Genomic DNA, 14019 nt, shown 5'->3' on the forward strand with positions numbered 1-14019 from the left:
ATAAAGTATACGGAATAATCAGTATTCATTTCACTTATTTTATAATGACAAAGATTGCAATTCATTAAACACTTTGTAAGTATATAATTTGCCGATTCATACATAGTGTAAAAACTAGTTCGCAGAAAAGCGCTGTAGAATATGTACATCAAATCTACATCAAATCAATTATCATCCTCGCATTCTGGTTTTTCTGCAACTCAAACCAGCTGTACTGTTCTCATTCTGTAAGGTTTTTCAAACAGCTTCTGCCCCGGATCTCTTTTTCACAAAGGTTCACCTTACGTTCATATCAGCCTGACTTGGCAATTGGAATCCTCACATAACAAATAAAAAAAATCTTTACAAAAGGCTGTTTTCGTAAACTTTGTTGCTATGAAACAAGGGGTTGATTTCCGCTCCAGGATGCTTCGCTTTCCGCGGGGCGTGCGCTGATCCCGCAGGAGTCTCCACACCTTCCACTCCAGCCAACCTGCTATAACAATGGAATTTATTTAAGTAACAGCAATCTTTAAGAAAAGAGCCTTACAAAAAGAGCCCTTAAATAAGAACCTTGCTCATAAAAATGCGGGGATGAAAACTGAACTCACCCCCAGTGTTTTTATAGATTATTTCTTCGCTTCAATGACGGATAATGCAGTCAGGTATAGCAGTTCTGTTCCAAGTGCAATATCTTCATTCGACGAATACTCAAGAGGGTTGTGGCTGATTCCGTCTTTGCAGCGTACAAAAATCATTCCATAATCGCAATATCTTGACATGACCATGCTGTCATGAAAAGGTCCGCTCATAAGCTCAGCGGGCTCAATACCCATTTTTTTGCCTTCATTGCGTATGGCCTCTTTGATCCACTCTGCACAGTAACGGGGTTCAGTATTGGTGTCTTCTCTTATAACTGCTTTAAGTCCATGCTGTTCGGCGATCTTCTGAATCTCCCTTTTTAACTCCATTTCATTCCGGTTTCTCTGTTCAATATCAATATCCCGTAAATCAACAGTAAAAGTGACTTTTTCAGGAATGATGTTACGGGAATTAGGAAATACCTCAATGTTTCCTACTGTTGCAACTGCTGGTGAATCTGGATTGCGGGCTACAATCTCATTTAGTGCCACAATTACTTTTGCGGCACCAAGCAATGCATCCTTCCGCATATCCATAGGGACACTGCCTGCATGGCCGGCGAAGCCAGTAAAGTCTACGGTCAGCCATAATGGACCCGAAATGCCAGTTACAATTCCCACGGGTTTATTTAATTTTTCAAGAACCGGCCCCTGTTCAATATGCAGCTCAAGAAAAGCAGCAACACTCCCTTTTTTATACTGCGACTCAGCAAATTTTGATGGATCGCATCCAAAACTGATCAGGGCCTGTTCCCTTGTGATGCCGTCTTTATCCACTCTCTGCAGTTCTCCTTCTTCAAGTTCGCCCCAAATGCCCCGGACACCAAAAATCCCTTTATTGAATCGGCATCCCTCTTCATCGCAAAAGGCTGCCACTTCAATTGGAATATCAGGAACAATCCCTTTTTCCTGCAAGGTCTGTACGGTCTCAATGGCTCCAAGCACTCCTATAGTTCCATCAAACCTTCCTCCATAAGGCTGTGAATCAATATGCGAACCCAGCATCAGAGAGGGCATATCAGGATTGCTCCCTTCAAGCCTCCCTATTAAATTCCCAAAGTTATCGATGCGTGTTTTTAAGCCAGCCTCTTCCATCCAGCCGCGGACAATGTCTACTGCATGCCGGTCCTCTATGGACAATGCAAGACGGCACACACCAGTATCACTGATCTTGCCTATTTCCGCTAGTTTTTCTATACGCTGTTGCAGTCTCTTGCTGTTTATTGAGCGCGCTGCAATCATGTTTCCACCACTTTCATCAAATATTTTTGAAATTTTATGTCTATTGATTATACAGCCAGCCTTAAATTACTTTAGTAGACATTATGTAAGATGTTTGCTGTCCTAATTTGGACAGGTTGTTCTTGGGTAGCCAGCCTAATCAGTATCCATGCTGAATTTGTAATCATTCAATTGAAGTTTCAACTGGTACAGGGCAAATTAAACTTCTGGGGTGTTTATACATTCAATCGTCTAAGCTGGTTATATTAATAGAAGTGGAATTATATGAAAACTAATATGTACGGCGGTGTATACATGAAATGATTTTCCATTGGTTCGCCAGTTTAATGCTTATCACGAATATTTGGAGTTCATCAGCACATTTGACAGTCAGCTATATGGGCCGCACAATTGCTGAAGCTGACCATTCTGATTTTTCTATTCCTTTACCAGGCTTTCCAGTTTTAAATATGGAGAGATATCGCACTTTCATTAAAATGCTTGATGAGCAGACTTATCAGCCACCAAAGAATGCAGAGATTAATGAACAGGGGATGATCGTGCCAGGGCAGAATGGCTCAAAGCTTTATCAGCAGGAATTTACCAGGCAATTTTATGCGTTCTTCTTCAGCGGAAGGGATGTTCATCTGGAAACACCGATGATTTCCATTTATCCTAAAGTGGACAGTGAACTTCTATCAAATATCCGGACCAAAAGGATTGGCCATTATGTAACCTATTTTAAATCAAGCAACAAAAATCGCTCGCATAATATCAGCCTTGCTGCAAATGCACTCAATAATTATGTTGTTTTTCCGGGTGAGATTTTTTCCTTTAATAAAGCAGTGGGAATGAGAACCGAAAGTAAGGGATACTTAAAGGCTCCCGTTATTGTGAAAGGAGAATTTTCGGAAGGGATAGGCGGCGGCATTTGCCAGGTATCTTCTACCCTTTTCAATGCTGCAGATATTGCTGGATTGGACATTGTTCAAAGGTACTCGCATAGCCGGGCTGTTCCGTATGTACCAAAAGGTAGAGATGCGACAGTCAGCTGGTATGGCCCCGATTTCCAGTTTGCCAATACGCTTAATCAAGCCGTCCTTATTAGGGCACATGTTCTGGGGGAAATGCTGGTTGTGAATATTTTTTCTTCAGATTCAATCAACGCAGGCTCCGCCCATAAAGATATTAACAGATAACCGTGGCCATGGCCCCATAGTTTTGGCTGCAAAAAATTGCTGCAAAAAAAAGAAATATGGGTGTTTCATTTTTTGCAGCAGATTATTGCAGGTCGATTGATCAATTAATCCATTAAATCCTCCGTAGCCCCTGAGGCAGCTGTACCTTATAATGATTAAAAGTATAAACAATACCACTAATAAAAAAAAACCATTACCGAAACCTTAGCCGCCAGCAACAGCTGTCATCAATAACACTCCTTATTTTTTTATTCCTTTATTTGGTTAATTGCAGTGTATGACAGGAAGGATAAATCGGAACTGAATCTTCGGGTGGTTAAAAGCTCAGATTGCCTGAATATAATTGTATATACTTACAGGTTCTTTAAATTATATAACGAAATAAAATCAGGTCTTGTAATGGATCGTGTCAAAAATGCTGATTCACTTCCGTCCTTTGCTCTTGTTTCATTGAGAAAGCTAATGATTTCAACTGAACTTTGAATGCCTATTCCATGGCCGAAAAATTTGTCATTCCCGAAATAAATGACGTTTTCCCCTCTCCACTGAGGCTGTTTTGGATCAAAATCCGGATTTTTAAAATACAATATATCACCTGGCAAAAAATCATCGCCTTTTTTTGAATACAGCTCAAGGTCTTCATCGAAATATCCATCCATTAAAAGTATTCCTTCGAAATATTTGTTAAATGAAGCTCTTCCGATGGTCATTATTACAGTTATATATAAAACTATTGCCATGGCAGTTGAACATTCAAATGCATAATATTCCCCGTTATTTAGGATATCTAAGATGGCTGATGCGGGGGATACGTCCTTTTTTAGCAAAAATCCTCCATTATTCAGCCGGTCCCAATATTTTTTATTGCACATTGAATGTTCAAATGTCTCAAATCCCGCTCCGCTCTCATTCAATTTTTTTGAGGCTTCTAAAATATTGCTGCGTGTAAACAGTTCGAACCTCAAATATTTAGGGCTTGGATATTCATATTTCGCATTGTAGGCAATCATTTTTTTAATAATTGACTCTGAGTCATAGCCTTCAATTTGCAGGGACTCGAGGTTTGTTTGCTTCCCGTCTATTAATATCATGATTTCCTCCATAAATTATTGACTTCTCCATTTCCAATATATGAAGAAATAAGGATTAGCATCCATATAAACGTTTCTTTTATCAGTCAATACAGCTGCGAAAAGTAAAAAGCCCCTATTTCAAGGGGCTGCGGATAGTAATATTCAGGACTTTATCAAGATTCATTATATACTGATATCATGTTTGCCATTTGCATATAAACTCCCCCGGAACATATGGCAGAAGCAATAAAAATTGCCTCCATTTGTTCCTGGTGGGATACCCCTGCTGCTTGTGCATTCTTTGTATACTTTTTAATGCTATAAGAGCACTTTAAAAGATGGGAAACCGCTAGTGCAATGATTTCCTTCATTTTCGGGCTCAGCTTTCCTGCCTGGAAGGCTGAATCAAAAAAATTCTTACAGGTTTCTTGGCACTCATTTCGTTCATTTGATTGTCCGGTTATTTCTTCTTGTTGCATAAATGTGCTTTCGCCTTTTACTGCAGCGGCAATAAATATAGCTTCAGACAGTTCTTCAAGTGAAGCTCCCTCTGTTTTGGCACTTCTTGTATGAATATCGATGCAGTACGGGCATTGTATTGCAGATGCTAATGAAAGGGCAATGATTTCTTTTTCTTTTCTGTTTAAAGCTCCAGCTTTCAGCACTGCACTGTTATATGTTGCATATGCATGCAGTGTTTCGGGAACGAGGCTTTTTAGACTGTTAAGGTGAAGCAGGCTCTCTGTGCTATATAAGTTAGTTTGCATATAAGATCCATCCTTTTTATTTCGCTTTTATAATCCCATTTGTTTAAAACTTCAGTGATAGACTTGAAAGAGAGATAACCCGAACTGTTAGTTACTTCACTTTATAACTTATCCCTTTGTTTAGAAATCATTCTAAAAAAACCATGTAAAGTAAACACTTAATTTTCTGAATTTTTCGTTTTCGTATTATAATAAATATTAGAACTGAATATGCAAAGAAGCATTTGGGAAGGAGAAATATAAAATGGAACTTAAAGATAATGGAGAGATAACAAATGGACAAAATTATATGTTTACAGAAGCTTTTGTTAAAAATCCATATCCACTTTACAAAAAACTTAGAGAGGAGGCTCCCATTTATAAGACCATTCTTCCTGGGGGAATGCATTCTTGGCTGATTACACGGCATGAAGATGCCTCTGAACTACTAAAAGACAGCAGATTTATTAAGGATTATACGAAATTAACTGATGAGCCAACTTCACATACCAGCATCTTTACCCAAAATATGCTCTTTTCTGATCCGCCTGATCATAAACGGTTAAGAGGCCTTGTACAAAAAGCGTTTACACCCAAAATGATTGAAGGCATGCGTGAAAGAATTCAGGAAATAACCGATGAACTCCTCGATGATGTAAAAGCAAAAGGTAAATTAAATTTAATTGATGATTTGGCATTTCCTCTACCCATCATTGTCATTTGCGAAATGCTTGGAGTTCCCAGCAAAGACAGGGGAAAATTCAGGATATGGTCCAATTCCCTTATAGAAAGTGGAACTGCTGAAAGTTTTGAAGAAGTTGGCCAGCATATGTCAGAATTCATTGCCTACCTTGAGGACTGGTTTGCGCAGGTGCGTGAAACCCCCTGTGAAGGCATGATAAATGACCTAATTCACGCAGAAGATGACGTAGAAAAACTGTCGGGAGAGGAACTGTATGGTCTTGTCTCTCTTTTAATCATTGCAGGGCACGAAACTACAGTCAACCTGATAGGTAATGGTATCCTATCCCTGCTTGAATTTCCGGAACAGTTTGATAAACTGAAGAATAATCCTGAGCTCATTTCAACTGCTATTGAGGAACTGATCCGCTATAATGGCCCAGTTGAATTCAGCACTGACCGCTGGGCAGGCGAAGACCTTATTTTTCGGAATGTTGAATTAAAACGCGGAGATCATGTTATTGTAGCGCTAAATTCAGCCAACCGTGATTCTCAAGTTTTCGAAGATCCGGATATTCTCGACATTGCCCGGGAAAAAAGCCCGCACCTTGCTTTTGGAAAAGGAATTCATTTGTGCCTTGGTGCGCCCCTTGCCCGTTTAGAAGGAGAGATTGCCATTAATACCTTATTAAACAGAATGCCGGATATTCGCCTGGCCATTGATCCGGATGAATTGCAATGGAGACCAGGAATGATTGTACGGGGTGTAAAAGAAATTCCGCTAATATTTTAAATAATTTAGCCTCCTGCTTTTTAGCAGGAGGCTATTAATTTTAATTGTCTGCTGTTTTCAGGGTATTTATGGTTATTCAATAAGTTCACCTGTCTTATAGTCGGCCATGAATATTTCCACAACGTCCTCAATTGTTCCATCAGCTTCAGGCAAATGAACAACTATTTCATTTCGGTGTTCGTCATGGCTAATCTTCACATCGCAAAAACGGTTGACAGCAATTTGAACTTTCAAATCTTCAGCTAATTCTGCAGCATCCAGTGATTCCTTTAGCATATATCTGTAAGTTTTCATGTGGTATCCCTCTTTTGTTAGTTCGTTTGAATTATATTCTGCCCTTTAGACAAAGAATTTTTATTAGGGATACCATTGCATTTTTTATATTGGCTCTTTTCGAACAGGGCGATCACATTTTCAATGGTGTTTATTGGCGCGAAAGGTGTGAGAATCCTGCTTAAACTGGAAACGCACATTCTCGAGCTGAAATCAACTCCTTGTTTCCATAGCAAAATTTATTAGGAAAATATGAATTCGAGCATGGCTGCTGAAGCAAGCCTGCTTGTTATATCACGGAAATCCCTGGAAGGATCAATTTCCACTATGTCCATTGCTCTTACTTTCGGATGGCGTGATGCTTCAGCTATACTTTTTATAAGCTCCCTGCTTGTTAAGCCTCCGGGCCCTATTGCCGGGCAGCCTGGGGCATAGGCCTGATCCACAACATCCATATCTACGGATAAATAGATTAAATCCGTTACTGCCGATAACCGGCTGATTTCTTTTCTTATTATTGGAATAATGCCGGTTTCCTCAACATCTCCCATGGAATAAACGGTAATGCCTTTTTTCTTTGTGTAGTCATGATATATTTTAGAGTTGCAGTAATCACGTATGCCAACCTGAACAAGATGTTCCCCTTTAATAAATCCCCCTTCTAATAGACTGCGGAAAGGAGTGCCATTTGTTCTCCCTCCATCTTCAAAGCTTCTGACATCATGGTGTGCATCCCATTGAATGACACCAATTGTTCCGTATATTTCCTGGAATGCCTGTATAGCAGGGAAGCTTATTCCATGATCTCCCCCAAGAATGATATGGCGTTCACAAGAAAACGTGCCTAGCATTTCTTTCACAGAAATACGGAGCCTTTTTAATGTTTCTTCAATGTTAGCGGGATGTGTAGGTACATCTCCAAAGTCCAGGATAACTTCTCCGCTGTAATCCTGGACTTGTTCACCTGAATAAGCGGAAAACCCCCTCAAACAATTCCGGATAGTTTTCGGAGCTTCAGATGCTTGTGAAGAGGAAATCGATGCCCTGGAATATGGCAGGCCAATAATCCCTGTTTTACCAGACCTCCCTGTTGAATAAGGAATCAGACAATCGTAGATTTTTGGCATATTACGGTCTTGGAAAAAAACTTCCTTACCTGGAGTCAGATAGCTGAAATTTTTCATTCTTCTGTCTCTCCCATATTTTATTTCCGTCCAAATAAACAGTTTTAGCATGATTAACACCAAAGTGGTAGGGAACGTAATGATAGTTATCTGCATCCCAGATGACAAAGGTTGCCGGTTTTCCTATTTCAATTGTCCCGGCTTTTCCGTTCAGGCCAATTGCATGGGCTGCATTAACTGTAACACTATTCCAAATTTCTTCCGCTGACATATTTAACTTTAGAGCGGCAAGCGACATGATGAGCTGAAGGTTTTCAGTTACACAGCTTCCTGGATTGAAATCAGTCGCGAGAGCAATAGCCAGCCCATTGTCAATCATTCTTCGAGCAGGTGCATAGCCATCCTTTCCTAAGTAAAATGTGGTTCCCGGCAATAAAACGGCAACTGTTTTTGAATCACTAAGCATCTTGATTCCCTTATCAGAAACAGCTACAAGATGGTCTCCGCTTGCTGCTTCAAGTTCAGCTGCAAGTTCAGCACCTCCAAGTGAATCGATTTCATCGGCATGGATTTTTAGGCCAAATCCTTTGCTTTTTGCAGCTTTTAAGTATTTCCTTGACTGTTCGGTAGTAAAAACACCTGTCTCACAAAAGATATCTGCAAACTCAGCGAGATCTTTATGGCGTATTTCATCAAGCAAACCAATCATCTCATTTAAAAAATCTTCTTCTCTTCCTTTATAGGAAAGCGGGATGGCGTGCGGTCCCAGAAAAGTCGGGACAATGGCAGCTGGAAATGCATTCTGCAGCCTTTGAATAACACGCAGCTGCTTGATTTCAGTATCGCGGTCCAGTCCATATCCGCTTTTAGCCTCAAGTGAAGTGACTCCGAAAGAAATCATTCTTTCCAAATGGAACGATGCCTTCTGAAAAAGTTCTTCCTCTGAAGCTCTTTTTGTTGAAGCCACTGTTGAAAGTATTCCTCCGCCACCCGCCAAAATTTCCAAATAACTCATGCCTTTTTGCTTTAAGGGCATTTCGTTTTCACGGGAACCGCCAAAAACTAAATGTGTATGCGGATCGATAAGACCAGGAGAAACAATTTTTTGCTGTACATCGATGTATTGTCCGGCCTTTATAGAATCAGCTTCCTCATCATTGCCGATCCAGGACACTTTTTTGTCCTTAACAGCAAATGCAGCATTTTCCTTCACTTTTAAAACACTCATTTCTTTGCCTTTTAAAGGAGAAAAAGAAGACTCAGGCAGAATCAGCTGGCTAATATTTCTAACAACAAGATCGTGCATAAATCATCATCCTCTCTTAAGCGATGGTATATCGAGATTTTTTTTCCTTGCCGCTTTGATTGCTGCTTCATAACCGGCATCTGCATGACGTACAATTCCCATTCCAGGATCTGTTGTCAGCACTCTTTTCAATCTTTCTTCTGCAAGATCAGTGCCGTCAGCAACCGCTACCATTCCAGCATGCAGGGAATATCCCATACCTACTCCTCCACCGTGATGGACGGAAACCCATGACCCGCCGGCTGCGACATTAACCAAAGCATTCAGTATAGCCCAATCCCCTACGGCATCGCTTCCATCCTTCATGGATTCTGTCTCCCTATTAGGTGATGCGACAGATCCGCAGTCGAGATGGTCACGCCCAATAACAATAGGAGCTTTCAGCTCGCCTGACCGCACTAGTTCATTAATGGCCAGACCCATTTTCATTCGTTCACCATATCCCAGCCAGCAGATTCTTGCCGGGAGCCCTTGAAAAGCAACTTTTTCACGAGCCATTTTTATCCATCGATTGAGTGCCTCATTTTCAGGAAACAGTTCGTTTATCAATGAGTCTGTTCTATATATGTCTTCTGGATCTCCAGATAGGGCAGCCCACCTGAATGGGCCTTTTCCTTCACAAAAGAGCGGCCTGATAAAAGCAGGAACAAAACCCGGAAAGTCAAAGGCGTTTGAAACACCTGCATCTTTTGCAATTTGGCGGATATTATTTCCGTAGTCAAATACTACTGACCCCCTTCGCTGAAATTCAAGCATGGCTTCTACATGCTTTGCCATTGAACGGGTTGATCTTTTAATATATTCTTCGGGATTATCACGTCTAAGCTGTTCTGCTTCTGTTACATCCATTCCTTCAGGTATATAGCCATTCAGCGGGTCATGTGCTGATGTTTGATCTGTCACGATATCAAAGTGCACCTGCCGGTCAAGGAGCTCATGATGAATTTCTGCTGCATTGCCTTTTAATCCGATGGAAAGGGGCTTGCCTTTAATTTTTGCTTCATTTGCGATGATGAGTGCCATATCCAAAGAATCTGCAAAAACATCGAGATACCTTGTCTGTATTCGTTTTTTGATATGCTTGGCATCTGTATCAACTGCAATACAGACACCGCCATTCATAGTTACAGCAAGCGGCTGTGCTCCCCCCATTCCTCCAAGGCCCGCAGTAAGAGTTATTGTTCCTTTCAGTGAACCGCCAAAATGCTGGCGGGCAAGCTCGGCAAAAGTTTCATACGTGCCTTGAAGGATACCCTGTGAACCAATATATATCCAGCTTCCGGCAGTCATTTGTCCATACATCATCAGGCCTTTACGGTCTAATTCATGAAAATGTTCCCATGTAGCCCATTTGGGCACAAGCACAGAATTAGATAACAAAACACGGGGAGCCGCGGCATGGGTTCTGAAAACAGCAACAGGTTTTCCAGATTGAATCAGAAGTGTTTCATCATGTTCCAGCCGCCTCAGTGTTTCAACAATAGCGTCGAAGGCTTCCCAGTTTCTTGCAGCTTTCCCGATGCCTCCATAAACAACAAGGTCTTCAGGCTTTTCCGCTACGTCAGGATCAAGGTTATTGTAAAGCATTCTTAATGCTGCCTCCTGCTCCCATCCCTTGCATTCCAATGTCAGCCCTCTTTTTACAGTAATTTTTCGGTTCGCTTCAATTGGCATATCTCTTCCCCCTTTATTTTTATGATTGCAGTACAATTTCTCTTCCCTGAGTCATTGTCCAGCACAGTTCATTTTTTTTTAACCATTTTGTTACATTTTCAATGTCTTCTGAAAATACTCTGTCTTCTTTAATGGAAGGGACGACTTTTCTGGCTTTATTATAAAAATCCCTGGTTATAGGCGACAATTTATCTGGTCCTCTGTATTCCGCAGCCTGAAGTGCGCATATCAGCTCAATCGCCAAAACGCGCCTGGTATTTTGAATAATTGCATGAGCATGTCTGGCTGCTATTGTTCCCATGCTGACGTGATCTTCCTGATTGGCTGAGGATGGAATAGAATCGACGCTTGCAGGATGTGCCAGGGTTTTATTTTCAGAAACAAGAGAAGCTGCACAATATTGAAGGATCATAGCCCCTGATTGAAGGCCGGGATTAGGGCTTAAGAAGGGAGGGAGATCATTCAGCTGCGGATTAACAAGCCTTTCAATTCGCCGTTCAGAAATGCTTGCGAGTTCTGCTGCAGCAATTTTCATAAAATCCATGCTGATGGCTATCGGCTGTCCATGAAAATTTCCTCCTGAGATAATCAATTCCCCTTCGTTAAAAATCAGGGGATTATCAGTTGCCGCATTCGCTTCTATTTCAAGTTTTTCCTTCACATAATCCAAAGCCTGCCAGGATGCCCCGTGAACCTGAGGGATACAGCGGATTGAGTATGCATCCTGAACCCTTTTTTCCCCCTGTCTGGTGACAAGGCTGCTGCCTTGTAAAATGACCCTGATTCTTTTAGCAACATCTATTTGCTGCTGGTATCCGCGGGCCTCATGGATGGCAGGATGAAAGGAATCTATTATTCCTTCAAGCCCCTGGATTGTAAGTGAAGCAATCATCTCACTTTGATATGCCAGCTTGCTTGCCTCCAGCCAGCACACAGCTCCCATCGCCGTCATTGCCTGAGTTCCGTTAATTAAGGCTAGCCCTTCCTTTGCCTGCAGGCTGACAGGATTCAATCCCTCTTGCAAATATGCTGCATTAGCAGAAATGATGTGTTTTTTATAAAATACTTTTCCCTCTCCCAACAAAACGAGCGCCAGATGAGAGAGAGGTGCCAAGTCGCCTGATGCGCCTAATGAACCCTGCTGCGGAATGACCGGATGGATTCTCTTGTTTAAAAGGGTTGCCAGCTGCTCAGCTATGATGGGACGGATTCCCGAAAAGCCTTTTAGCAGCGCATTTAGCCTCAGCAGCAGCATGGCTCTTGACACTTCTTCTGGAAATGGCTCACCCACCCCGCAGGCATGTGACCTGATTAAATGTAGCTGAAGATCATTTACATCACTTTCATCAATGGTTACGTCACTAAATTTGCCAAACCCAGTGTTGATTCCATATATGGTTTTTTTTTCAGAAACTATTCTTTCTACTGCCTTTCTGCTGTTTTTTACCCGTTCCATGCTGCCGGTGCTAATGGAAACCAATTCATTTTCAAAACACACTCTTTCGATTTTATCCAATGACAATGCATGCCCTGACAATTCAATCATGTTACCTGCCTCCTGAATATTCCTGATTGAAATTGATAAACCCGTTTTTTTCTGCACAAAAAGGCGATAATGGCATGGTAGTGCCATCATCGCCCCCTCAATCGCTAATGACTTTAGGCAATGTTAGTTAAATATGATTGATGCCCAAACCAACTGTTTCATGCTCCAGTCCTTTGACAGGTGCACCGATGGTTCCATAAAATGCTACTGCAATCCATTCTCCTTCACCTTGTTTTTCATATGGCCTGCCCCGGACTACGGCAAACCTGAGACCAACCGTTCTCAACATTTCCCCTATTGCAATCTGCCCTCGTGTAACACCTTCGATTGCTTCGATAATCGCGTGATATAAGGAGTGTGTTTCCCGGTAATGTTCTTCTGAAATCAATTTATTTCTTTTTGCAGCCGTTTCAACAGCAGAGATGATTTTTTGCATATTCATCGAGCCTACTTTTCCCTGGCAAAATCTAACGGAATGTAAGGCTGGAAGAAAGCCCTTTATTTCTTCTTCTGTCAAAGCAGCAAGCAGAATAGCAATTTTTCCTATTTGGACAGTCTGGCTCATAATTTTCACCAATTCTCTATTCACTAATAACTTCTTTTATTGTAAGGTCCCCTTCTTTAATCTGTCAAACAAATATTTTGAAATTTCAGTCTATTAATAAGGCAGCATGGTAAAGACTAGATGTAATTCCAATAAAGGCAAAACTTCATGTCTTATCCCTGATGACCGTGTGGTATAATTAGTTTTATTTGTAAAATTTAACCTAATTTATTTTAGGAAGGGCTGAAATCATGGTCTGGTTATTAATTATAGGAGCTGCTATCTTAATATTGATTTTTCAGGCGGAATTAAAAAGAGGAGCCGCAAGACATGAACGATTTGAAAGAGACTTCAAGGCTGTTTTCGAAAGCATAAAAAACATTGGACATCATGAGATTGCTGAGCCGTTGGCCTCATCCATGAATGAAGCTTTACACTATGAATATATGGAAAAGGTCAATACAGAATTCCGCAATAAATTCCCAAGGATGTCCCAATCACAGGCTGCCTTATACTGGAGGGAAATTCAGCGTTATCTTTTGATGGCCTCCATTTTTAAAAGTATGGAAATGTTTAGTCCAAAGGTTGATGAATTATGGCATACCATGTTGAATCATCAGGATGAGTACCAGCAATTCTGCAAGGACTTTGCAGGATGCGAAATTTTCCATCACCCCAAAACAGAACCTGTTTACAAGCCCTTTGAACGAACATTTTTTGACTTTTGCTATGTACAATTATTCTCGATCGACAATTCTTCACTTTCTGTTTGGGGACCTTTTTTCAAAGAAGGAATAGGCCAGGTATATTTCAATGAATTTATAAATGAAGATCTTTCTTATCTGAAAAATAAATATATGCGCAATCAGGCAAACCTGGAGACAATCCGTGTTTTTGAGACATTTGTTTCCAAGATAAAAAATAGCAAAATGGAAGACGCTGCCGACTGGAAAAATCTATATAGATATAATAATGATGCAAGTTACGCCTACTTCTTTTTCGCCCAAACAGATGATTGCAACTATCAAATTCACTGCAGGCATATCTTCGGTGATGACAGCCTGACTCACAGTCATCATTCACATCATGAAGGGTTAAGCGGACACCATGGAGACACCGGACATGGAGGAAGCCATTTTGGTTGGGACTCCAGCTGTTCTTCTTGCACTTCCTGCAGCTCCTGCTCTTCTTCATGAATGTTCTTTCCATACTTTTCGGA

At 41.0% G+C, this 14019-nt stretch carries 12 protein-coding genes and 1 pseudogene; 3 read left to right on the plus strand and 10 right to left on the minus strand.

The genetic code is table 11. The features are described from left to right. Positions 1-608: 608 nt before the first annotated feature. Entirely contained in the window at positions 609-1862 is a 1254-nt protein-coding gene (locus BIV59_RS01355; protein ID WP_071349641.1) for a M20 family metallo-hydrolase, read from the minus strand. A gap of 299 nt (positions 1863-2161) precedes the next feature. On the opposite strand from BIV59_RS01355, the gene BIV59_RS01360 reads away from it, so the two are divergent. Next, positions 2162-3040 (plus strand): VanW family protein, encoded by an 879-nt coding sequence (locus tag BIV59_RS01360; protein ID WP_071349642.1) that lies wholly within the window; start codon positions 2162-2164, stop codon positions 3038-3040. A gap of 114 nt (positions 3041-3154) precedes the next feature. Here BIV59_RS01360 and BIV59_RS23990 read toward each other — a convergent pair. The 3 genes and pseudogenes from BIV59_RS23990 to BIV59_RS01370 form a co-directional block, all read right to left on the minus strand. Next, a pseudogene (locus BIV59_RS23990) lies at positions 3155-3244 on the minus strand (YjcZ family sporulation protein); the annotation flags it as partial. A 149-nt stretch (positions 3245-3393) separates the two neighbouring features. Then, a complete protein-coding gene (locus tag BIV59_RS01365) occupies positions 3394-4131 on the minus strand; it encodes a hypothetical protein (protein WP_071349732.1) in 738 nt (245 codons plus the stop codon). Positions 4132-4286: 155 nt separating this feature from the next. Further along, on the minus strand, positions 4287-4880 hold the full coding sequence (locus BIV59_RS01370; protein WP_071349643.1) for a carboxymuconolactone decarboxylase family protein: 594 nt from the start codon (positions 4878-4880) through the stop codon (positions 4287-4289). A gap of 244 nt (positions 4881-5124) precedes the next feature. Between BIV59_RS01370 and BIV59_RS01375 the strand changes: the two genes are divergently transcribed. Beyond that, complete coding sequence (locus BIV59_RS01375; protein WP_071349644.1) at positions 5125-6333, plus strand: cytochrome P450 family protein; 1209 nt, start codon at positions 5125-5127, stop codon at positions 6331-6333. A 72-nt stretch (positions 6334-6405) separates the two neighbouring features. Here the strand turns inward: BIV59_RS01375 and BIV59_RS01380 are convergent, their stop codons facing one another. The 6 genes from BIV59_RS01380 to hutP form a co-directional block, all read right to left on the minus strand. Beyond that, positions 6406-6627: a hypothetical protein gene (locus tag BIV59_RS01380; RefSeq protein WP_071349645.1), complete on the minus strand. Its 222-nt coding sequence runs from the start codon at positions 6625-6627 to the stop codon at positions 6406-6408. A gap of 221 nt (positions 6628-6848) precedes the next feature. Then, entirely contained in the window at positions 6849-7790 is a 942-nt protein-coding gene (gene hutG, locus BIV59_RS01385; protein ID WP_071349646.1) for a formimidoylglutamase, read from the minus strand. After that, on the minus strand, positions 7759-9036 hold the full coding sequence (gene hutI, locus BIV59_RS01390) for an imidazolonepropionase (protein ID WP_071349647.1): 1278 nt from the start codon (positions 9034-9036) through the stop codon (positions 7759-7761). The genes hutG and hutI overlap by 32 nt, the downstream gene beginning before the upstream one ends. A gap of 6 nt (positions 9037-9042) precedes the next feature. After that, a complete protein-coding gene (gene hutU / locus BIV59_RS01395; protein WP_071349648.1) occupies positions 9043-10710 on the minus strand; it encodes a urocanate hydratase in 1668 nt (555 codons plus the stop codon). A gap of 19 nt (positions 10711-10729) precedes the next feature. Continuing rightward, entirely contained in the window at positions 10730-12256 is a 1527-nt protein-coding gene (gene hutH, locus BIV59_RS01400; protein WP_071349733.1) for a histidine ammonia-lyase, read from the minus strand. A gap of 127 nt (positions 12257-12383) precedes the next feature. Beyond that, complete coding sequence (hutP, locus tag BIV59_RS01405; RefSeq protein ID WP_071349649.1) at positions 12384-12821, minus strand: hut operon transcriptional regulator HutP; 438 nt, start codon at positions 12819-12821, stop codon at positions 12384-12386. A gap of 230 nt (positions 12822-13051) precedes the next feature. Between hutP and BIV59_RS01410 the strand changes: the two genes are divergently transcribed. Then, positions 13052-13996, plus strand: a complete 945-nt coding sequence (locus BIV59_RS01410; RefSeq protein ID WP_071349650.1) for a glycine-rich domain-containing protein — start codon at positions 13052-13054, stop codon at positions 13994-13996. Positions 13997-14019 lie beyond the last annotated feature (23 nt).

It is taken from the genome of Bacillus sp. MUM 13 (genome assembly GCF_001866725.1).
In the GTDB taxonomy this organism is placed as follows: Bacteria; Bacillota; Bacilli; order Bacillales; family DSM-1321; genus Peribacillus.